This window comes from Leifsonia sp. NPDC058292 (assembly GCF_042880955.1).
GTDB lineage: Bacteria > Actinomycetota > Actinomycetes > Actinomycetales > Microbacteriaceae > Leifsonia.
Genome location: NZ_JBHVYL010000048.1, coordinates 1 through 21,561 on the forward strand (window position 1 = coordinate 1; position 21,561 = coordinate 21,561).

Consider the following 21,561-nt stretch of genomic DNA (forward strand, 5'->3'; position numbering starts at 1 on the left):
CTTCTCGTTGGGGCAATCCGTGATCGTGCGGGCGACGAACAATATGGGAATGTCGGTGGGGGCTGGCAGGTTGGCGTGACAGGAAGAGCGCCGACCTGACCGGCCGACGCTCCGGCACGACGCCACAAATCGTCTCAATACTTTGCCAAGCGAGCCAAACCGTGTTTGGGTTGTCGAACAGGCCTGTGTTGATCCGACATCCGATTCGAGGAATGAGCCGCACATATGATCGAGTTCCGCTCGGTGACGAAGCAGTTCCCCGACGGCACGGTTGCGGTCCAAGACTTCTCTCTGACCATCCCGTCCCGCACGATCACCGTGCTCGTGGGATCGTCGGGCAGCGGCAAGACCACGATTCTGCGCATGATCAACCGCATGGTCGATCCCACCAGCGGAGCCGTCGAGATCGACGGCGAGAACGTGATGACGTTGAAGCCGGTCGCCCTTCGTCGCAGTATCGGGTACGTGATGCAGAACTCGGGGCTGCTCCCGCACCGCAAGGTCGTCGACAACATCGCGACGGTCCCCCTGCTCCGAGGCGTGAAGAAGCAGGATGCCCGGGCCAGGGCCCTCGAGCTGATGGACACCGTGGGCCTCGAACGTTCCATGGCCGACAAGTATCCGAGCCAGTTGTCGGGCGGCCAGCAGCAGCGCGTCGGCGTGGCCCGCGGTCTCGCCGTCGACCCGAACATCCTGCTGATGGACGAGCCGTTCGGCGCGGTCGACCCGATCGTGCGCGATGAGCTTCAGAACGAGTTGCTGCATCTGCAGCGCGAGCTCGACAAGACGGTGGTGTTCGTCACGCACGACATCGACGAGGCGTTCCGGCTGGGCGAGCAGGTCGTCATCTTCCGCAAGGGTGGGATCGTCGCGCAGAAGGGCACGCCGACCGAGATCCTCGCGAACCCGGCCGACGACTTCGTCGCGTCGTTCATCGGCGCCGACCGGGGAAAGCGTGCACTGCACATCGAGAAGACGACCGCCGGCGACGTGCTGGTCGACAGCGAAGGGCGTCCGGCCGGTGTGCTGACCGGCGGCTCTCCAGCAGCAGGGGCCATGACCGTTCCGGTCGTGGGTGCTTCGGCGCAGGGTGAGGAAGCGCTGTGAGCTGGCTGTGGTCGAATTTCGGCCTCGTCTGGAACCTCACAGTCGCCCACGTGGCGCTGAGCGTCCCCCCGATCATCATCGGGTTCGTTCTCGCGCTGCCGATCGGCTGGCTCGCGAATCGCTATCACGCGAGCCGCGGCGTCGTGCTGTCGGTGGTGGGCATCCTCTACGCCATCCCGTCGCTGCCGCTGTTCGTGGCGATGCCCGCGCTCATCGGCACGAAGATCCTCGACCCGCTCAACGTGGTCGTCGCGCTCAGCATCTACGCGCTCGCGCTCATGGTGCGAACGGCAGCGGATGCGCTCGGCTCCCTCTCGGGAGACGTGCTGCAGTCCGCGACGGCGATGGGGTTCTCCTCGTGGCAGCGTTTCTGGAAGGTCGAGCTGCCGCTCGCCGGTCCGGTGCTGCTAGCGGGCCTGCGCGTCGTCTCGGTGAGCACGGTGAGCCTCCTGAGCATCGGCTCCCTGATCGGCGTGACCACGCTCGGCAACCTGTTCACCGACGGGCTCAACCGCTACTTCAACGATGAGGTCATCATCGGCATCGTGGCGATCGTCATCGTCGCGCTGGTGTTCGACACGGTGCTCGTGCTGCTCGGGCGTCTGCTCATGCCGTGGACGAAGGCGGACAGGCGCAGCACGCGCTCGGAGCGCCGTGCCGCACTGAAGGCGGTGACCGGGCCGTGATCGACGTCCTCGCCGCTTTCGCCTGGCTCGGCGACCCTGCACACTGGTCGGGGCCCGACGGCATCCCCAATCGACTCAGCGAACACATCGGATACTCGCTGCTCACGCTGTTCATCGCCGGGATCATCGCCATTCCTGTCGGCCTGGCGATCGGTCACACGGGCAGGTTCCGCGGTCTGGCGATCGGACTCTCGGGAGCCCTCCGCGCCATTCCGACCCTCGGCCTGCTCGTGTATCTCGCGGTCGCGACCCTCAACCTCTCGATCATCCCGCCGCTGATCGCCCTCACCATCCTCGCCATCCCGCCGCTGCTCGCGGGCGCGTACTCGGGCGTCGAGTCGGTCGACAAGCGAACGGTCGACGCCGCACGCGCAATGGGGATGACCGAGCTGCAGATTCTCACCAAGGTCGAGCTTCCGCTGTCGTTGCCGCTCGTCATCGGCGGCCTGCGCTCCGCGGCCCTTCAGGTGATCGCGACCTGGACAGTGGCCGCCATCCTGCCGGTCGGCGGGCTGGGGCGTTATCTCATCGACGGCCTCGCCGTGCGTCGCTATGACGAGATGCTCGCCGGCTCGATCCTGGTCGTCGCCCTCGCGCTCATCGCCGACGGCATCTTCGCGCTCATCCAGCGCCTGGTCGTGCCCCGTGGGGTCACGGCCGGCAAGGTCACCGACGTCCGCACGAAAGAAGTCAACCGCTCCACCGAGGAGCTGTCCCCAGAACTCACCTGACCACCGCAGCACACACCCAGCACCATCGAAAGAAAGAGAAGAACATGTTCGCATCCAAGAGAGGCCGCATCGCGGCCGGCGTGGTCGCGGCAGGAGCGCTCATCGCGCTCAGCGCGTGCTCATCCGGCGGCGGAGCGCTCGGGGGCAACACGTCCTCGTCGTCCCCCGACACGATCACGGTCGGGTCGGCCGCGTTCGGCGAGAACGAGATCCTCGCTGAGATCTACGCCCAGGCGCTCGAGGCCAACGGTGTCAAGGTCACCAAGAAGCTCAGCATCGGTCAGCGCGACGTCTACCTCGCCGCGCTCAAAGACGGCTCCATCGACCTGATTCCCGAGTACAGCGGCAACCTGCTGCAGTTCTACGACAAGAACAGCACCGCGACGTCATCCGAAGACGTCATCGCCGGTCTGAACGACGCGCTGCCGAGCGGATTCGAAGTGCTCGACCAGTCGGAGGCGCAAGACGCGGACTCCTACAACGTCACCAAGGAGTTCTCCGAGAAGTGGGGTGTCACGAGTCTCGACGACCTCAAGAAGGTCACCGACCCGCTGACGGTCGGCGCCAACCCCGAGTTCGCCGAGCGCCCGTACGGCATCCCCGGCCTCAAGAGCGCCTACGGCGTGACCGCGACGCTCAAGCCCATCAGCGACAGCGGTGGCCCGCTCACGGTCGCCGCGCTGAAGAACGGTGACGTGCAACTCGCCGACATCTACACCACCACTCCCGCCATCAAGGACAACGGCTTCGTGACCCTCAAGGACCCGAAGAACCTGATCGCAGCGCAGAACGTCGTGCCGCTGATCAACTCCAAGAAGGCGTCGGACACGGTGAAGAGCGTGCTCGACAAGGTCTCCAAGGAACTCACCACAGAAGATCTCATCGAGCTGAACGGCGAGAACCAGGGCTCCAGCAAGACGCAGCCCGACGTGCTGGCCAAGGAGTGGCTGTCGAAGCACGACATCAAGAAGTAGACGCGGTCTAGACCTCGTCGTGGAGCGGCGGCTCGGGTGACCGGGCCGCCGCTTTCGCGTGAGCTGCGGCGTCTTCCGTTTCGACGGCGTCCATGTGCTTCGCTTCGCGCGTGTGCAGCACCTTCTTGACGATGAACGCCGCGATGATGAACAGCGCGATGACCCCGACGAAGACGTATCCGGCCCAGTGCAGTTCCCGCGAGAGCTCGCGATAGCTTCCTGCTGCGAGCGAGCCGACCGACACGTAGGCGAACGCCCAGATCACGCAGGCCGGCGCCGTCCAGACGATGAAGGTGCGATAGCGCATACGGCTCATTCCGACGGTGAGCGGGATGAGCGAGTGCAGCACCGGGAGGAATCGCGAGAGGAAGACGGCGATGCCGCCCCGCTTTTGCAGGTACGCCTCGGCCTTGCTCCAGTTGTCTGTGCCGATCCGTCGGCCGAGCCTGCTGGCACGGATCTTGGGGCCGAAGAAGCGTCCGAGCGCGAAACCGATGCTCTCGCCCGCAAGGGAACCCGCGATCACGACGGCGACCAGCCACCAGTATTCAGCGGTGCCGTCGACGGCCGTGCTCGCCACGAGCACGATCGTGTCGCCTGGCACGATGAGCCCGATCAGGATGGACGTCTCGAACAGAATGCCGACGCCCGCGATAGCGGTGCGCAGCACGGGGTCGACGCTCTGCACCAGGTCGAGAATCCAGGTGAGCGCGTCGTTCATGCGCGCGCGCCGATCAGCTTCACGACCGACCAGAAGTATTCGACGGTCTGCGCCATGTCGGCCTCGCTGTCGAGCATCCACTGCACCTGCATCCCGTCGGCTACAGCGATGCCGAGCCGGGCGATCTGGCGCGGGTCGAGTTCGGGGTCGATGCGCCCCGCTGCCTGTTCGCTGCGCACCTGCTCCTCGAGCTGCGCGATGAACGTGCGATAGCGCTGAACGAAGTAGTCGTGACCTGGATGATCGTCGTCGGCCGCCTCGGCCGAGATCGTCGCGTACAACTGAACGAGGCCGGGAACCTCTGCGTTGTGGCGCACCACGTCGACCAGCACGCCGAACGCATCGGTGTCGGCCTCGGCCTGTGACCGGGATGAGTCGGCCGCGCTGACGTCGACCTCGTCTCGTTTGCGGAGCACCTCGGCGAAGAGCTCTTCTTTGGAAGAGAAGTGGTGCAGCAGACCGGCCTGGCTGAGACCGACGGACTCGGCGATCTCACGGAGTGACGCGCGGCGATATCCTTTCGCGGCGAACACATCGAGCGCGGTCGTCAGGATCTCCTCCCGCTTCGCTATCCCTTTGGCGTACGAGCCCTTCTTCTGCATGGTTGAAATGCTAGTGGGGGGCGCCTGGGCAGCGGCCGCGCAGGTACCGAACGCGTCAGCTGACGAGCACGAGAGTGGGAGGCGCGACGACGAGGGCTGCCGACAGCACGATCACGAGAGACCGAAGGGGCCAGCCGACAGTGCGACGAGGGCCGGTCAGGCGGTCGATGCGGGCGCTGATCGCGGTGCGGCGCTGCTCCGGAGTGCGCTGATCCTGCGGCGCGCCGAGCACCGCCCCGGAGGATCCCGTGGAGTCGACGAGTTCGATCGCGTCGGCGAGCACCCTGTCGCTCGCTTGGCGCCGGGCCGTGTCGTCGGCGAGCATCTCGACGAGCAGAGCCACCGCGTCCTGCGCTCTGGTCGCGATGGGGAACCAGGGGAGCGCGCGCTTCCACGATCGAAACGCATCCAGGAGCAGATGGTGCTTCTGTTTGAGGTGCGCGCGCTCGTGCGCGATGACCGACTCCAGTTGCTCGGGCGTGAGGAGCTCGATCATCCCCTCGGACAGCACGGTCACGCTGCGGGCGCCCGGCAGGCAATAGGCGGCGGGAGCCGGGTGGTCGATGACGCGCGTTCGCGGCACGTCGGGCATGGGGGAGCTGAGGAGCCCGAGCAGCTCGCGGTGGCGGTGGCGCTGGCGCCGGCTTCGCACCGAGGTGAGCGCGAGGTTGAGCAGCAGATGGATGGTGAGCAGCACGGCCGCGCTCAGTGCAAACGCAGTGAGGAGTGTCGCCGTCGGTGGCAGCGGCCCGCTGAACACGTCGCCCGCTGCGGCGACGACTCGGCTCCACAGGTCGTCCCCGAACGGTTGGAGTCCGAACAGGAGCAGTGACCCGATCATCGAGATGCCACCGGCCAGAGCGATCGACTGCCAGAGGGCCAGTGCGAGAACAGGAGCGGCCGACGGCCACTTCGCGCGGGCGAGCAGCAACGGCACGGGCCACGCGAGGGCGATGGCGATCGCTGCCAGCGCGAGCGCGAGCTCGCTGACCGTCGTCACGACAGGGCTACTGCGTGCGAGCCGCGAGTAGGCGGCGCAGCGTCTCCGCCTCGGACTCGTCGACGGACCCGACGAAATGTGCGAGCGCCGCGCTGCGATCGGTCGAGCTCTCGAGCACCTCGTGCATCAGCTCGGCGACGTGGCTCTCGCGCGACAGGGCGGCGCTGTAGAGATGCGGACGGGCACCGCGCTCGCGCTGGACGAACCCCTTGTGCTCGAGCCGGGAGAGCACGGTGAGCACCGTCGTGATCGCCGGAGCCGTGCCGTCACCCCGGCTCGCGGTGAGCTTGTCGCGCAGGTCGTTGGCGGAGGTGGGCGTGTCGACGCTCCACAGAGCGTTCATCACCGCTCGTTCCAGGTCTCCGAGATTCGCCACATTCCTCAGGGTACGCGAGATTGCTGAGAATGTTCTACACTTCGTAGAAGAGAGGTTCTACAGAGCGTAGAACTGACGATTGGTGAGACTGCTGTGAACGAATGGCTGGACCCGCTGCTTCTCTCAAGGTGGCAATTCGGGTTGACGACGATCTACCACTTCCTCTTCGTGCCGATCACGATCGGCACGGTGACGGCCGTGGCGATCTTCCAGACGGCCTGGTATCGCACCGGCAAGGTGCACTACCTGCAGCTCACCCACTTCTTGGGCAAACTGTTCCTCATCAACTTCGCGATGGGCGTGGTCACGGGCATCGTGCAGGAGTTCCAGTTCGGGATGAACTGGTCCAACTACTCCCGCTTCGTCGGCGACGTCTTCGGCGCACCGCTCGCCCTGGAAGGCCTGCTCGCCTTCTTCCTTGAAGCGACGTTCATCGGCCTGTGGATCTTCGGATGGGACAAGTTGCCGAGAGGCCTGCACCTCGCGACGATCTGGATCGTCGCGGTGGGCAGCATCCTCTCGGCCTACTTCATCATCGCCGCCAATGCGTTCATGCAGAACCCGGTGGGCTACAAGCTCAACGTGGACCGTGGGCGCGCAGAACTGACGGACATCTGGGCGGTGCTGACCAACAAGGTCGCTCTCGCAGCGTTCCCGCACACGATCTTCGCCTGCTTCATGGTGTCGGCCGGCCTCATCATCACGGTGGCCGCGTGGCACCTCTCGCGGCAGCAGAACCTCGACACGATGCGCCCCGCCCTCAAGTTCGGCCTGTGGTCGATGGTGATCGCCGGCGGCCTCACCGTGCTGAGCGGCGACCAGCTGGGTCTCGCCATGGTGCAGACGCAGCCGATGAAGATGGCGGCGGCCGAGGCCCTCTACACGACTTCGACCGGGGCGGATGCGTCGTTCTCGATCTTCACCCTCGGCACACCGGACGGCGTGCACGAATTGTTCTCCATCCGCATCCCGTATCTTCTGTCGTTCCTCTCGACCCACACGCTCGATGGAACGGTGGAGGGCATCAACGATCTGCAGGCGCACTACGTGCAGATCTACGGCCCGGGCGACTACACCCCGATCATCTGGGTGACCTACTGGGCCTTCCGCTGGATGATCGGCCTCGGGATGCTGCACGTCTTCGTCGCCATCGTCGGCCTGTGGATCACCCGCAAGGGTCGTTCGCCGAAGCGCGCTTGGGTGTGGAAGATCGCGATCTGGTCGTTCCCGCTCTCGCTGCTGGCGATGACGGTCGGCTGGATATTCACCGAGATGGGCCGGCAGCCGTGGATCGTCTTCAGTCTCATGAAGACCGCCGACGGTGTCTCTCCCGAGGTCACCGGGCTCACCATCCTGATCTCCCTGATCGCGTTCACCGCCGTCTACGGCGCCCTCGCGGTCGTCGAATTCTCTCTCATCAAACGCGCCGCGCAGAAGGGACCGGCCCCGATCGAAGAACATGTCGACGACGAGGGCAACCACGTTCCCCAGACGACGGTCTATTAGGAGGCTCCGATGGATCTCGCACTTCTCTGGTTCGGCATCGTCGCTTTCTTTTTCGTGGGCTACTTCGTGCTCGATGGCTTCGACTTCGGCGTCGGCATGGCGCTTCCCTTCCTGGGCAGGGACGAGGTTGATCGTCGCGTGATGATCAACACCATCGGCCCGGTCTGGGACCTCAACGAGACCTGGGTCATCGTCGGTGGGGCCGCCTTGTTCGCGGCTTTTCCCGAGTGGTACGCGACGCTTTTCAGCGGGTTCTACCTGGCGCTGCTCCTGATCCTGCTCGCGCTGATCGTGCGCGGTGTGTCGTTCGAGTACCGGCACCAGCGCCCCGACTCGCAGTGGAAGAAGTGGTTCGACGGCATGATCATCGTGGGCTCCGCCCTTCCCGCCTTCCTCTGGGGTGTCGCCTTCGCGAACATCGTGCAGGGTGTCGCCTTGGATGCTGACCACAACTACACCGGGACACTGTTCGATCTGCTCAACGTCTACGGGCTGCTCGGCGGCTTGACGACCCTTCTGCTGTTCTTCACCCACGGTGTCGTCTTCGTGTCGTTGAAGACCGACGGTCCCATCCGCGAGCGGGCGCGCGAACTCGCCGTGAAGTCCGGAGCACTCGCGATCGTGGTCGCGGCCACCTTCCTGCTGTGGACGGCGATCGCGAACTTCTCGATCGTCTTCGTGACCCTCGCGACGCTCGCCGCCGTGGCGTTGATCGCCTCGTGGGTCGCGAACCTGCGCGGAAAGGAGGGACGGTCGTTCGCGTTCATGGCGATCACGATCGCGCTGGCCGTGGTGTCGCTGTTCGCGGCGCTGTTCCCGAACGTCATGCCCTCTTCGCCCAACCCGGAGAACAGCCTGACCATCGCGAACGCCTCGAGCACGGAGACGACGCTCACGGTGATGACCTGGGTGGCGGCGATCTTCCTGCCGCTGATCCTGCTCTATCAGGGCTGGACCTACTGGATCTTCCGCAAGCGCGTGACCCGAGCGAGCATCCCGGAAGACGAGCCGGCGCCCGTCGCCGCCTGACCGATGCGCCCCCTCGACCCCCGACTTCTCCGTTACGCCTCGGCGGCGCGGTCGACGCTCGCCGTCGGCGGCGTCCTCGCGGTGCTGCAGACCGCATCCGTCATCGCCTTCTCGTGGTCGGTGACGCAGCTCATCGTCCGCGCGCTGGCCGGTGACGGGGTCGCGGCCCTGAGCGGCCCGTTCGCGACGCTCGTCGTCGTGATCCTCGTTCGGGGCGCGGTCTCGTGGTCGTCGGAGGCGAACGCGGCACGAGGGGGCGCGACGGTCATCGGCCAGTTGCGGGATGCCCTGACCGGCGCCATCGGACGGCTCGGCCCTTCGTGGCTCAGCACCCGCAGCACAGCGGATGTGACACTCACGATCGGCCGAGGGCTCGACGCGCTGGACGGGTACTTCACGAAATACCTGCCGCAGCTCATCCTGACCGCCATCGCCACACCGGTGCTGCTCGTCACGATCTTCTGGCAAGACCCGACGAGCGGCATCATCGTGCTCATCACACTGCCGCTCATCCCGCTCTTCATGGTGCTGGTCGGCTGGGCGACCCAGGCCGCCCAGGCGCGGCAATGGTCAGCACTCTCGACGCTCTCGCGGGGCTTCCTCGACGTCGTCGACGGCTTGTCGACGCTCAAACTGTTCGGACGCCAGCATCGGCAGTCCGCGCACATCCGTCAGGTGAGCGCAGACTATCGATCGCACACGATGCGGGTGCTGCGGATGTCGTTCCTGTCGGGCTTCGTGCTGGAACTCGCGGCAAGTCTCTCGGTGGCGCTCGTGGCCGTGGCCATCGGCCTCCGGCTGCTGAACGGCCAGCTCGACCTCTCGGTCGGGCTCTTCGTGCTGCTGCTGGCGCCGGAGGCGTTCCTGCCGCTTCGCAACGTCGGCGCTAGCTATCACGCCGCGACGGAAGGGATCGAGGCTTCGCAGAGCGCTTTCGCCATTCTCGACGACGCGCGTGCGCTGCCGGCCGAGCCCGCGTCGTCCACATCGCTGCACGGAACGGCGGGGACGGACGGCTCGGCAACGGCTTCCGGCCTGGTGTTCGATGACGTGACCATCCGGTACGGCGACCGGGTGGTCGTCGACGGGTTCAGCGCCGAGGCGCATCCCGGACGGTTCACGGCGCTCAGCGCGCCGAGCGGCGCCGGCAAGTCCAGCCTCGCCGCGGCCGCGCTGGGATTCGTGCCGTTCAGCGGCCGGATCGGCGCGGGGCATGCGCACGAGGGGCAGACGCGTCGTGCCGCCATCGCCTGGGCGGGACAGGAGCCCGGCCTGATCGCGGGAACGGTCGCGACCAATGTAGCGCTGGGTGACGAGCTGCCGGATGCCGAGCTCGTCGAGAGGGCGCTGCGGGAGGCCGCCGCGTCGGAGATTGCGCCCGAGCTGGTTCTCGGCGTCGGCGGGACGGGCCTCTCTGGCGGCCAGGCACAACGGGTGTCGCTGGCGCGAGCGCTGTATCGGTTGCGATCATGCGGGTGCGGTGTGCTTCTGCTCGACGAGCCGACGTCCGCTCTCGACGGCACGACGGAGGCGCAGGTGATCTCCTCGCTGCGAGCGGTGTCGGCTGAGGGCGTCTCCGTGCTGGTGATCAGTCATCGGCCGGCGGTCGTCGCCGCCGCTGACGACGTCCTGACCTGGGAGGTGCTGTCCCGTGTCGGCTGAACCCGCTGAGGTGCGTCGCATCCTGCGGCTCGCGCTGCCGCCCGCCCGGCGTCTCTGGGGCGCCATCGCTCTCGGGGCGCTGAGCGCCGGCAGCGCCGTCGCACTTCTCGCCTGCTCCGCGTGGCTGATCACGAGGGCCTCCGAGCAGCCGGCGCTGATGTACATCTCCCTGGCCGTCGTCGGTGTTCGAGCGTTCGCCCTGGGTCGTGCCTTCTTCCGCTACCTGGAGCGCTTGGCCGGACATGACGCCGCGTTCCGGCAGCTGGCGGTGATCCGGTCCGAGCTGTTCACGAGGCTTGTTCCGCTCGCCCCTGACGGTCTCGGCGACACGAGACGCGGCGACCTTCTCTCGGGTCTCGCCGACGACGTCGACGAGCTGCAGAACCACTCCCTCCGCGTCGTGCAGCCCTTGGTCACCTCGGGGCTCGTCGCGGCGGTCAGCGTCGTGGCGACCTTCCTCGTCCTGCCGGAGGCCGGAGTCGCGCTGCTCGTCTCGCTCGTGCTGGCGTTCGGGCTGGGGAGCCTGATCAACAGCAGGGTGTCCGGCCGTGCCGAGCGCGGGATAGCGCCCCTGCGCGCGCGACTGAACGACGCCATCCTCGACCTCACGACGAATCTCGACGTGCTCACCGCGTTCGATGCCCTCCCGCGGGCGCAGCGACGGGTGGCGGAGGCGAGTGAACGACTGACGTCCGCTGTGCGCTCGCGAGCGATCGGCGCAGGGCTCACCGCAGCGGTCGTCTCCGTGCTCGCGGGCGGTGCGACGACACTCGCGCTGCTCGCGGGCATCCCCGCGCTGACTGCGGGACGCCTGGACGCGCCGTCCCTCGCGGTGCTCGCCCTGCTGCCCCTCGCGGTCTTCGAGGTGTTCGGGATGGTGCCCCTCGCGCTCGGCGCACGCCGGCAGGTCGTCGCCAGTGCGACCCGTCTCGCCGCCGCAGCCCCGACTCGGCCGCCGGCGGGAATCCCCGTCGATCGCGAACGGCTCAGCGAACTCTCCCTCGAAGGTGTGCCCGCGGTGGAGCTTCGTTCCGTGAACGCCCGCTGGCCCGGCGCGGGCTCCGAGGTGCTGACGGGAGTCGACCTGCGACTCTCACCGGGGGAACGGGTTCTGCTCGCGGGCCCGACGGGATCGGGCAAGACCGCCCTGGCGCACGTGCTCACCCGGTTCATCGACTACGAGGGAGAGTTCACGATCGGAGGCACTGAGGCGAACGAGCTCGCGCAAGACGACGTTCGCCGCGTGATCGGACTCTGCGAGCAACAGCCGTACCTGTTCGACTCGGATGTGCGGCAGAACCTGCTGTTCGCGCGGCCGTCCGCGAGCGACGACGACCTGCTTGCGGTTCTCGCTCGGGTCGGGCTGTCGGAGTGGGTGGGGGAGCGTGGAGGCCTGGACGCCCGAGTGGGTGAGCGCGGGAGCCTCGTCTCCGGCGGTCAGGCGCAGCGGATCGCGTTGGCGCGAGCGGTCCTGGCCGGGTTCCCGGTGCTCGTCGTCGACGAGCCGACGGCCAACGTCGACGCCGAGGTCGCCGACCGGGTGGTGCGGGACATCCTGTCGACCGCGGCCGAAGACGGCCGCACGGTTCTGCTGATCTCGCACACGCCCGTCGCCGACGACCTGATCACGCGACGAGTCGTGCTGGAAGACGGTCGCCTGGCGGGCTGAGGCTGAAGAGGCCGGGCGAGCGGACAGGGGCCGCGGTTCAGAGCGGCCGGGCGAGCGCCGCGAGGCGAGCGCGCCAGGCGGCTGTGCGCGCCGCATCCTGCTCGAGTCGTGGCCCGTTCACCCAGGCAGGCACGGCACGGATGCCGTGCAGCGCGTTGACCGCCCACACCACGGTGCCCTCCAGTTGCGACGGAGACACCTCCTCCTCGTCGACGGGAACGCCGAGTGCCGCGGCGACGCCTCGCACGGTGCGGGCGGCCACACTGTCGACCCGCGGGAGGTTGAGCGGAGGGGTGAAGAGTTCGCCGCCGCGCCACCAGAGCAGCGCCGTCGACGCGCCGTCGGTGACGTGACCGCCATCGAGGATGACGGCTTCGCCCGCGCCGGTCTTCTGCGCCTCCTGACGGAGCCGGCTCATCGCGGGCAGGTCGGGTCCCTTCAGATGCGGCACCGTGCGCGGGTCGCCCTTCGCCGTCGCGAGCACGACCGAATCGGAGAGTTCAGGAGCGCTGCGCAAGCGGAAACGCAGCCGCGGCGAGTCGCGGGAGGTCACCAGCTCGAACCGGGGAAACCAGTCGCCGTCTCGCGGAATCAGCGCGATCGACGCGTCCCAGAAGGCGTCGAATCCCTCACGCTCCCGCCAGCCGCGTTCGAACGCCGCCTCACGGAACCGGGACCGGTGCAGGCGGACGGCCAGCGCCGAACCGCCGGCGACGAGGAAGGAATCGGCCGCCTCCAGAGTCGTTTCGGCGACCTCGCAGGTCTCCACAGTGGCGAGTGCGCCCTCCTGCCAGACGAAGAGGGTGCTGCTCGCGTTCATTCGCCTAGGCTAATGCAGGTGGCTGCCCGACTCCGCAGGTTCCCGGTCGACGGCTGGCTCGACCCGGCCGATGCCTTCGTCGCTCTGTTCGCCGACGCGCCGGCGGCCGTGTGGCTGGACTCCGGCGCGGATGCCGTTGCCGGGCGCAGCTATCTCGCCACCGGAGACGTCGTCGCGACGTCGTCGGTGCTCGACGCGCAGGTGCGCGTCGAGACGCCCCACGGCAAGCGCATCGTCGGCGGCACGATGCTCGACTTCCTGCGAGCGGACCTCGCTGAGCGGCCACGGCTGGCCCCGTTGCATCCCGAGCCGTCGTTCGCGCTGGGCTGGGTCGGCTGGCTCGGCTACGAGAGCGGCGCTGCCGAGTGGAACGTTCCGATCGAACAGGCCGAGACCCGGGACGCGTCGATGCTGTTCGTCTCCCGCGCGCTCGTCTTCGACCACGAGCGTCGCACTGTCGAGCTCATCGCGGGCGACGGCTGCGAGGGCGACGCCGTCGACACCGACCTCGAGGCGTGGGCGGCGGAGGTGCGCGCCGGGCTGTCGACCGCATCCGGAGCCGCCGAACGCCACCGGAGCGCTCACGCGGGTCCGTTCGAGCATCCGGCCCCCGCGCACTGGAGGCACGGCCCCGACGAGTACCTCGGCCTGATCGCGGAGTGCCAGGAGTCCATCAAGCGCGGCGATGCCTATCAGCTGTGCCTGACCGACGAAGCGAGCGCTTCGGTCGACAGGGATGCGCTGGCCGTCCACCTGAGACTGCGCGCGGCGAGCCCGGCGCACCATGCCGGGTTCGTGCGGATCGGCGACACCGCACTCGTCAGCTCCTCGCCCGAGCGGTTTCTCGCCGTCACCGCGGAGGGACGGGTTCAGACGAAGCCGATCAAGGGCACGCGTCCGCGCGGAGCCACCCTGACGCGCGATCTGGACTTGCGCGCCGAACTCGAGGCGAGCGAGAAGGAACGCGCCGAGAACGTCATGATCGTCGACCTCATGCGCAACGATCTGGGGCGGGTGTGCGAGGTGGGCTCGGTGGAGGTGAACCACCTGCTGGCCGTCGAGAGCTACCCACAGGTGCACCAGCTGGTCAGCACGGTCGAAGGCAGGCTGCTGGCCGGGCTCGGCGCCCTCGATGCCGTGGCCGCGTGCTTTCCGGCCGGCTCGATGACGGGAGCGCCGAAACTGAGTGCGATGCGCATCCTCAATCGGCTCGAAGCAGGGCCGCGCGGCGTGTACGCGGGATGCTTCGGATACTTCGGCCTCGATGGTGCGGCCGACCTCGCGATGGTCATCCGGAGCGTGGTGGTGAAGCCCGGCCGGCTGAGCATCGGAGCCGGTGGCGGGATCACGGCGTCCAGCGTTCCGGAGGAAGAGGTGGAGGAGGTCGCGGTCAAAGCGGCGGCGCTGCTCGCGGCGGCCGGACTGAGCGCCGACGGGAACGGATCGGGCCGCTCGAACGTTTAGTACTGTTGGAGACGAAATGTGTTCGAAACGAGCGCTTTCCCCCGTCTTTGCACCCGGCGACGATCGGCCGGGCGGATCACAACGAATGAGAGTCCCGTGACACGAGAGCACGATCCCGCGAGCGCGCCGGTCGACGGCGCGCAGTACGACTTCGCCGCCATCCAGAGCAAGTGGCTGCCGATCTGGGAAGAGCTGAAGCCCTTCGCGACGAGCGACCCGGCCGATAAGCGACCTCGTAAATACGTGCTCGACATGTTCCCGTACCCGTCCGGCGACCTGCACATGGGGCACGCGGAGGCGTATGCCCTGGGTGACGTGATCGCGCGCTACTGGCGCCAGCAGGGCTTCAACGTGCTGCACCCGATCGGGTGGGACTCCTTCGGCCTGCCGGCGGAGAACGCGGCGATCAAGCGCGGGCTCGACCCGAACGGCTGGACGAACGACAACATCGCCCAGCAGAAGGCCAGCATGCGCCGCTACGCGCCCAGTTTCGACTGGGATCGCGTGCTGCAGACGAGCAGCCCCGACTACTACCGCTGGAACCAGTGGCTGTTCCTGAAGCTCTACGAGAAGGGCCTGGCCTACCGCAAGGCGAGCTCGGTGAACTGGTGCCCCTTCGACCAGACCGTCCTGGCGAACGAGCAGGTGGTCAACGGACGCTGCGAGCGCTGCGACAACCTGGTCACCAAGAAGAAGCTGACGCAGTGGTACTTCCGTATCACCGACTACGGTGACCGGCTGCTCGACGATCTGAACCAGCTGGAGGGCGCCTGGCCTTCCAAGGTCATCAGCATGCAGCGCAACTGGATCGGCCGTTCGACCGGCGCAGACGTCAATTTCGTGATCGAGGGCCGGGATGAGCCCGTGACGGTGTACACGACCCGTCCCGACACCCTCTACGGCGTGACGTTCATGGTGGTCGCTCCCGACTCCGACCTGGCCGCCGACCTGGTCGCGGACGCACGGCCGGAAGTGAAGGCGCGGTTCGACGAGTACCTGGAGACGGTGCGCGGTACCACCGAGATGGACCGCCTGAGCAGCGAGCGCGAGAAGACCGGCGTCTTCCTGGAGCGGCACGCCATCAACCCGCTGACCGGCGAGAAGCTGCCGATCTGGGCCGCCGACTACGTGCTCAGCGACTACGGTACGGGCGCGATCATGGCCGTTCCCGCACACGACCAGCGCGACCTCGACTTCGCCCGGGCGTTCGACCTGCCCGTGCGCGTCGTCGTCGACACGAACCAGCCGGTGACGGGCGCCATCCCGGTGATCCACACCGACCCGGAGACCGGCGAGCCGATCCTGCCCGACGAGCTGCCGTTGCAGAACCCCTCCGAGACCGGCATCGCTTTGAACGGCGAAGGGCGCTTGATCAACTCGGGGCCGTTCGACGGACTGAGCAAGTCGAACGCCATCCGTCGGGTCACCGAGGCGCTGCAGGGTGGTGGCCTGGGTGCGCCCGCGAAGAACTTCCGGTTGCGCGACTGGCTGATCTCGCGCCAGCGCTACTGGGGAACGCCCATCCCGATCATCCACTGCGAGAAGTGCGGCGAGGTGCCGGTGCCCGAGGCCGACCTGCCGGTGCTGCTGCCACCGGCCGAAGGCCTCGATCTGCAGCCCAAGGGAACCAGCCCGCTGGGTGCCGCCTCCGACTGGGTGAACGTGGCCTGCCCGTCGTGCGGTGGCGCGGCCAAGCGCGACACCGACACGATGGACACCTTCGTCGACAGCTCCTGGTACTTCCTGCGCTTCCTGTCCGTCGGCGACGACACGCAGGCTTTCGACCCGGCGCAGGCTGAGAAGTGGGCTCCCGTCGACCAGTACGTCGGTGGCGTGACCCACGCCATCCTGCACCTGCTCTACTCGCGCTTCATCACCAAGGTGCTGTTCGACCTGGGCTACCTGAGCTTCACCGAGCCGTTCACCGCGCTGCTCAATCAGGGGATGGTGCTGATGGAGGGCTCCGCCATGAGCAAATCGCGCGGAAACATCGTCAAACTGTCCGAGCAGCTGGACGAGCACGGTGTCGACGCGGTTCGCCTCACCATGTCGTTCGCCGGACCGCCGGAAGACGACATCGACTGGGCGGATGTGTCGCCGGCGGGCAGCGCGAAGTTCCTGGCCCGTGCCTGGCGCGTGGCCAACGACGTGTCGAGCACCCCGGATGTGCTGTGGAAGAACGGCGACCCGGCGCTGCGCCGCGTCACCCACCGATTCCTGGCAGATGCGCCCGGACTCGTCGAAGCGTTCAAGTTCAACGTGGTGGTCGCCCGCCTGATGGAGCTGGTGAACGCGACCCGCAAGACGATCGACACCGGTGCCGGCGCAGCCGATCCCGCTGTGCGCGAAGCCGCAGAGGTCACGGCCATGGCCCTCAACCTCTTCGCCCCGTATGTGGCGGAGGAGATGTGGTCGATGCTCGGCTACGAGCCGTCGGTCGCGCTGGCGCAGTGGCGCAAGGCCGACCCGACGCTGTTGATCGAGGAGTCGGTGACGGCCGTCGTGCAGGTCGACGGCAAGGTACGCGATCGCCTGGAGGTCTCACCGAAGATCTCGTCGGAAGACCTCGAGAAGCTCGGGCGTTCCTCGGAGGCGGTGAAGCGCTCGATCGCCGATCGTGAGATCGTCAACGTGATCGTTCGCGCGCCCCGGCTCGTCAACATCGCGACGCGGCCCAAGGCTTAGTCTGACGCGTGCGGGCACTCGGCCCGCTGCGCGACGACCGGCGGCGGTTCTCCACAGGGAGGACCGCCGCCGGTCTTTCCACGGATGAGTCTCGTGCCGCGTCGCCCGTGGCGCGACTTTCCTAGCGTTGGGGGATGCGACACCGAGCGGGAGACGAGGCCGAGCGGGCGGACGGAGAGCCGGTCACGAGTGGGGCCGCGGGAGCCGGCGTGCCCCTCCAGCGGGAGGATCTCGACAACGCTGACGGCCTCGACGACGTCATAGCCCCTCGTTCCACGCGGGTGCGGGTGGGCATCGGAGCGGGCGTGGTCATTCTGATCGCGGCGATGGCTGTGGCGATCGTCATCAGCGCACTCGGGAGCGGCGGAGCGTCGACAGAGATCGCGGCGTCCGGTGCGAGCGCGTCGGCGTCGCCGTTCGCGCCGTCCGGCGCGGAGACGTCGCCCGAGCCTGCCGGCGGGCTTCTCGTGCACGTTCTCGGAGCGGTGAAGAAGCCGGGGCTCGTCTCGTTGGGGGCAGGCGCGCGCGTAGTCGATGCCGTGGCCGCGGCGGGCGGCCTCACCGACGACGCCGAGCCCGCAGGCATCAACCTGGCCCGCGCGATCACAGACGGGGAGCAGCTCGTCGTGCCGCGGGTGGGCGAGGTCATCGCACCGCCCGCGGCAGCGGCGGGCGGAGCTCCGCCGGGCGGCGCTCCGCCGGGCGGCGAGGGGGCGGTCGTGAACCTGAACACGGCGACCCAGGAGCAGCTGGAGTCCCTCCAAGGCATCGGCCCGGCGCTTGCGACACGCATCCTCGACTGGCGCGCGGCGAACGGCCGGTTCGCCAGCGTCGCAGACCTCATGAAAGTCAGCGGAATCGGGCAGAAGATCTTCGACGGATTCAAAGACCGGATCACGGTGTGATGGTCGACCTCCGTCTCGCGATCCCCGCAGCGGTGACCTGGCTGAGTTGTGCGCTGGTCGTTGGTGTGCCCGAGGTGGCGGCCGGCCTGGCGCTCGGCGCCTGGCTGCTTGCTGCGAGCACGACCGCGGCGCTCGTCGCGCTCGTGGCGCTTCGTCGACGGTCGAGGCGACGGGCTGTGACCGGAGGACAACGGCGGACATCGCGTCGCCGGCCGCCGTCGACGGGCGGGCCGGGTCGGATGATGCGTGCCGGCTGGACGGTGGGAATCCTGTCGCTGGTGGGAGTCGCACTGGCATTGACGGTCGTCAGCGCCGACCTGGGGCGGCGCACGCCGGCCGACCTGGAGTCCGCGACACAGAGCGGCGAGCGGATGCGGCTGAGCGTGCGCACCGACTCCGCACCGCAGGAGATCGCGTCGGGCTTCGGGGGCGGTGAGCGCTGGATGTGGCGGGGCACCGCCACGGCGAGCGGTGCCGGCGACGAGCGGCAGAGACTGGATGCCCCGGTCACCGTGATCGTGTCGCTGTCGGCGGCCCGCGCGCGTGCGGTCACGTTCGGTTCGACGGTCGAGCTGACCGGGGGAGTGCGGGCCGCCGAACCGGGGTCGTCGACCCCGTATCTCGTGATGGCCGGCGACGATCTGCGGCTCGCGGCCGAGCCTCCGCCGTGGCTCGCTTGGACGGCGCCGCTGCGAGCAGGCCTGTCGGCCGCGGCGGCGATGACGCCGGGAGACGGCGGAGCCCTCCTTCCCGGGTTGTCCATCGGCGACGTCACCCGCGTCGGGCAGGAGCTCGACGAGGCGATGAAGGCGAGCGCGCTGAGCCACCTCACTGCCGTTTCCGGAGCCAACTGTGCCCTGGTGACCGGACTCGTCTTCGTCGGCTGCGCCGCTGCCGGGCTCGGGCGACGCACGAGAGTCGTCGTGGCGCTCGTCGCCCTCCTCGGGTTCGTCGTGCTCGTCACCCCCGGCGCGAGTGTCGTGAGGGCGGCGGCGATGGCCGTGGTGGTGCTCATCGCCGTGGCGCGAGGGCGCCCTGCCGGCGGTGTCCCGGTGCTCGCAATCGCCGTGCTCGCTCTCCTGCTCCACGATCCGTGGCAGGCGCGGGATTATGGGTTCGCGCTCTCGGTTCTCGCCACCGCCGGCCTTCTGGTGCTTGCGAAGCCGTTGGCCCGTGTGCTCGCGCGCTGGCTGCCCCGGAGCCTCGCTCTTCTCATCGCGATCCCGTCTGCCGCTCAACTGGCCTGTCAGCCCGTGCTCCTGATGCTCGCACCGAGCCTTCCGCTCTACGGGGTCCCGGCGAACCTTCTCGCAGATCCGGCGGCTCCCATCGCCACGGCGCTGGGGCTGGCCGCGTGCCTGCTGCTTCCGATCGCCCCGGTGGTGGGCCAGGCGCTCGTGTGGCTGGCGTGGCTCCCCTCCTCGTGGATCGCGGCGATCGCCCGCTGGGCGAGCGGTCTGCCGTCGAGCGCGTTGCCCTGGCCGCACGGCCCCGTTGGCGTGGCGCTGTTCGCCGCTGCCGTGGTCGGGATCTTCGTCGTCGCCGTCTCGGCTGGGCGCCGACGCCGCGTCACCGGATCGGCGGAGCGCAGACGGGGTCTCGCCGTTGCCGCGACGACCGCCTGCCTCATCGCCGGAGCCGGCGCCTATGTCGGGAGTCTCGGCGGAGGCACCGTCGGGCGCTCGCTCGCGATCCCGGACGACTGGCAGATCGCGGCGTGCGATGTGGGGCAGGGAGACGCGCTGCTCGTGCGCGACGGCGACAAGGTCGCGATGATCGACACGGGACGCTATGCCGAACGGGTCACCGCCTGCCTCCAGCGGCTCGGAGTCGACCGCATCGACCTGCTCGTGCTGACCCACTACGACGCAGACCACGTCGGCGGCGTGGCCGCTGTGAGCGGCCTTGCCGAGCGGGTCATCGTCGGGGAGACATCGCGGGATGCGGATGAGGCGACACTGACAGCGTTGCGGGCGGCCGGGATACCGATCACTCTAGGCCGGGCCGGGACGACCGGAGCGCTCGGTGCACTCGGCTGGCGCATCCTCTGGCCACCGGCGGCCGACCCCGGCCAGTCGGGACCAACCGGGAACGAAGGAAGCGTCGTCGTCGAGTTCAACGGAAAAGGGCTGCGTTCGATCTTTCTGGGCGATCTGGGAGAAGACGCGCAAGACGCGCTGTTGGCCCAGGGCGGCGTCGCACCCGTCGATGTGGTGAAGGTCGCGCACCACGGCTCCGCCGATCAGAGCGAACGGCTTTACGCGCGGCTTCACGCCGCGGTCGGTGTCGTGTCGGTCGGCGCGGACAACGGGTACGGGCACCCCACGGCGAGTGCCCTGACGATGCTCGGGCGCAGCGGAACGGCGGTCGAGCGCACCGACCGGCAGGGCCTCGTCGTGCTCTCGCCGGGCACGCACGCCGGAGCGGTCGGCGTCTGGAGCGAACGATCCTCGACCGGTGCAAACTCGACGGACGAGGCCGGTTCCGGGGATGACGGAGGTCGCCCGTATGCTGGATCAGACCGAGGAGGAAAGTGGCGGCAAGAACCAGCAGTAAGGCCGGTGCGGGCACAGAGCGCGCGGCGGCCACCATCCCGCAGCTCGCCTGGAACCAGATCAGATCGGCGCCGGTGGTGCTGGTGTCGGGCACAGAAGGGTTCCTGGCTGATCGCTCGATCCGCATCCTGCGCGAGAGCCTCAAGGGGGAAGACCCGAGTCTGGAGATCAGCGATCTCGCGGCGAACGACTACGCGCCGGGGGAGTTGCTCACGCTCGCGAGCCCCTCCCTGTTCGGGGAGCCGCGACTGATCAGGGTCGACGCGGTCGAGAAGTGCAACGACGTCTTCCTCGCCGAGATGCTCGACTACCTGAGGTCGACGGCCGACGGAACGGTCGTCGTGCTGCGTCACGCCGGGGGCGTGCGGGGCAAGAAGCTTCTCGACGCCATCCGCGCGGGGCAAGGTGGCGGAATCGAGGTGATCTGCACCGAGCTCAAGCGTGACTCCGACAAATACGATTTCGCGGCGGCGGAGTTCAAGGCGGCGGGCAAGAAGATCACGGCCGGCGCGTTGCGCGCGGTCACATCGGCTTTCGCCGACGACCTGGCAGAACTCGCGGGCGCCTGCCAGCAACTCATCTCCGACACCGCAGCCGAGATCACGGAGGCGACGGTCGACAAGTACTACGGCGGTCGCGTCGAGACGAACGCCTTCCAGGTCGCGGACGCCGCGATCGCCGGTCGCCACGGTGATGCGCTGGTCACGATGCGTCACGCACTCGCCTCCGGGGCAGACCCGGTGCCGATGGTCGCCGCGTTCGCCAGCAAGATCAGAACGATGGCGAAGTTGTCCGGCGCCCGTGGCGGGTCGGGTCAGCTCGCTCAGCAGTTCGGGCTCGCGCCCTGGCAGGTCGACAGAGCTCGTCGCGATCTGCAAGGGTGGACGGAAGAGGGTCTCGGGCGGTGCATAGAAGTGCTCGCCGAGACCGACGCCAACGTGAAAGGCGGCGGCCGCGACCCGGTCTTCGCCCTCGAACGGATGATTCGCATCGTCAGCGCCCGCGGGCGCGGCTGAGCGCACAACGCGAAGAGCCCCCGTCGAAACGACGGGGGCTCTTCGCTACGCGG

17 protein-coding genes and 1 pseudogene are annotated in these 21,561 nt (G+C 68.3%); 13 read left to right on the forward strand and 5 right to left on the reverse strand.

From position 1 onward, the window contains the following. Nucleotides 1-225 precede the first annotated feature (225 nt). The 4 genes from ACFVWR_RS17395 to ACFVWR_RS17410 are packed head-to-tail and all read left to right on the forward strand — an operon-like array spanning nucleotide 226 to nucleotide 3,498. The gene (locus ACFVWR_RS17395; RefSeq protein ID WP_387215052.1) at nucleotides 226-1,107 is read left to right on the forward strand and encodes an ABC transporter ATP-binding protein; all 882 of its coding nucleotides are present in this window, start codon (nucleotides 226-228) and stop codon (nucleotides 1,105-1,107) included. Further along, entirely contained in the window at nucleotides 1,104-1,793 is a 690-nt protein-coding gene (locus tag ACFVWR_RS17400) for an ABC transporter permease (protein ID WP_387215055.1), read from the forward strand. The genes ACFVWR_RS17395 and ACFVWR_RS17400 overlap by 4 nt, the downstream gene beginning before the upstream one ends. Further along, complete coding sequence (locus ACFVWR_RS17405) at nucleotides 1,790-2,524, forward strand: ABC transporter permease (RefSeq protein ID WP_387215058.1); 735 nt, start codon at nucleotides 1,790-1,792, stop codon at nucleotides 2,522-2,524. The genes ACFVWR_RS17400 and ACFVWR_RS17405 overlap by 4 nt, the downstream gene beginning before the upstream one ends. A gap of 44 nt (nucleotides 2,525-2,568) precedes the next feature. Then, nucleotides 2,569-3,498: an ABC transporter substrate-binding protein gene (locus ACFVWR_RS17410; protein WP_387215061.1), complete on the forward strand. Its 930-nt coding sequence runs from the start codon at nucleotides 2,569-2,571 to the stop codon at nucleotides 3,496-3,498. Between the two features lie 7 nt (nucleotides 3,499-3,505). Here ACFVWR_RS17410 and ACFVWR_RS17415 read toward each other — a convergent pair whose 3' ends face one another. Genes ACFVWR_RS17415 through ACFVWR_RS17430 form a run of 4 tightly spaced genes read right to left on the reverse strand, consistent with a single transcriptional unit; the run spans nucleotide 3,506 to nucleotide 6,197 of the window. After that, the gene (locus ACFVWR_RS17415; protein ID WP_387215064.1) at nucleotides 3,506-4,219 is read right to left on the reverse strand and encodes a DedA family protein; all 714 of its coding nucleotides are present in this window, start codon (nucleotides 4,217-4,219) and stop codon (nucleotides 3,506-3,508) included. Next, nucleotides 4,216-4,821 carry a TetR/AcrR family transcriptional regulator gene (locus ACFVWR_RS17420; protein WP_387215067.1) on the reverse strand — a complete coding sequence of 202 codons (606 nt, stop codon included), beginning with the start codon at nucleotides 4,819-4,821 and terminating at the stop codon, nucleotides 4,216-4,218. The genes ACFVWR_RS17415 and ACFVWR_RS17420 overlap by 4 nt, the downstream gene beginning before the upstream one ends. Before the next feature lie 55 nt (nucleotides 4,822-4,876). Further along, entirely contained in the window at nucleotides 4,877-5,821 is a 945-nt protein-coding gene (locus ACFVWR_RS17425; RefSeq protein ID WP_387215070.1) for a M56 family metallopeptidase, read from the reverse strand. Nucleotides 5,822-5,828: 7 nt separating this feature from the next. Further along, complete coding sequence (locus ACFVWR_RS17430) at nucleotides 5,829-6,197, reverse strand: BlaI/MecI/CopY family transcriptional regulator (RefSeq protein ID WP_387215073.1); 369 nt, start codon at nucleotides 6,195-6,197, stop codon at nucleotides 5,829-5,831. Nucleotides 6,198-6,290: 93 nt separating this feature from the next. Here ACFVWR_RS17430 and ACFVWR_RS17435 point away from each other — a divergent pair, with 93 nt between their 5' ends. Genes ACFVWR_RS17435 through cydC form a run of 4 tightly spaced genes read left to right on the forward strand, consistent with a single transcriptional unit; the run spans nucleotide 6,291 to nucleotide 12,063 of the window. Then, entirely contained in the window at nucleotides 6,291-7,703 is a 1,413-nt protein-coding gene (locus ACFVWR_RS17435; protein ID WP_387215076.1) for a cytochrome ubiquinol oxidase subunit I, read from the forward strand. Nucleotides 7,704-7,712: 9 nt separating this feature from the next. Next, complete coding sequence (cydB, locus tag ACFVWR_RS17440; protein WP_387215079.1) at nucleotides 7,713-8,732, forward strand: cytochrome d ubiquinol oxidase subunit II; 1,020 nt, start codon at nucleotides 7,713-7,715, stop codon at nucleotides 8,730-8,732. 3 nt (nucleotides 8,733-8,735) lie between these two features. Further along, nucleotides 8,736-10,394 carry a thiol reductant ABC exporter subunit CydD gene (gene cydD / locus ACFVWR_RS17445; RefSeq protein ID WP_387215082.1) on the forward strand — a complete coding sequence of 553 codons (1,659 nt, stop codon included), beginning with the start codon at nucleotides 8,736-8,738 and terminating at the stop codon, nucleotides 10,392-10,394. Further along, nucleotides 10,384-12,063, forward strand: a complete 1,680-nt coding sequence (cydC, locus tag ACFVWR_RS17450; RefSeq protein WP_387215085.1) for a thiol reductant ABC exporter subunit CydC — start codon at nucleotides 10,384-10,386, stop codon at nucleotides 12,061-12,063. The genes cydD and cydC overlap by 11 nt, the downstream gene beginning before the upstream one ends. A 37-nt stretch (nucleotides 12,064-12,100) precedes the next feature. On the opposite strand, the gene ACFVWR_RS17455 is transcribed toward cydC, so the two are convergent. Continuing rightward, complete coding sequence (locus ACFVWR_RS17455) at nucleotides 12,101-12,883, reverse strand: aminotransferase class IV (protein ID WP_387215088.1); 783 nt, start codon at nucleotides 12,881-12,883, stop codon at nucleotides 12,101-12,103. Between the two features lie 18 nt (nucleotides 12,884-12,901). Here ACFVWR_RS17455 and pabB point away from each other — a divergent pair, with 18 nt between their 5' ends. From pabB to holA, 5 genes and pseudogenes are all read left to right on the forward strand, one after another. After that, the gene (pabB, locus tag ACFVWR_RS17460; RefSeq protein ID WP_387215091.1) at nucleotides 12,902-14,347 is read left to right on the forward strand and encodes an aminodeoxychorismate synthase component I; all 1,446 of its coding nucleotides are present in this window, start codon (nucleotides 12,902-12,904) and stop codon (nucleotides 14,345-14,347) included. 96 nt (nucleotides 14,348-14,443) lie between these two features. Further along, nucleotides 14,444-17,032, forward strand: coding sequence for a leucine--tRNA ligase (gene leuS, locus ACFVWR_RS17465; RefSeq protein ID WP_387215094.1), 2,589 nt, complete (start codon nucleotides 14,444-14,446; stop codon nucleotides 17,030-17,032). 134 nt (nucleotides 17,033-17,166) lie between these two features. Beyond that, a complete protein-coding gene (locus ACFVWR_RS17470) occupies nucleotides 17,167-17,937 on the forward strand; it encodes a ComEA family DNA-binding protein (protein ID WP_387215097.1) in 771 nt (256 codons plus the stop codon). A gap of 719 nt (nucleotides 17,938-18,656) precedes the next feature. Continuing rightward, a pseudogene (locus ACFVWR_RS17475) lies at nucleotides 18,657-19,826 on the forward strand (ComEC/Rec2 family competence protein); the annotation flags it as partial. Nucleotides 19,827-20,470: 644 nt separating this feature from the next. Then, entirely contained in the window at nucleotides 20,471-21,508 is a 1,038-nt protein-coding gene (gene holA / locus ACFVWR_RS17480; RefSeq protein ID WP_387215100.1) for a DNA polymerase III subunit delta, read from the forward strand. The last annotated feature ends 53 nt before the right edge of the window (nucleotides 21,509-21,561 follow it).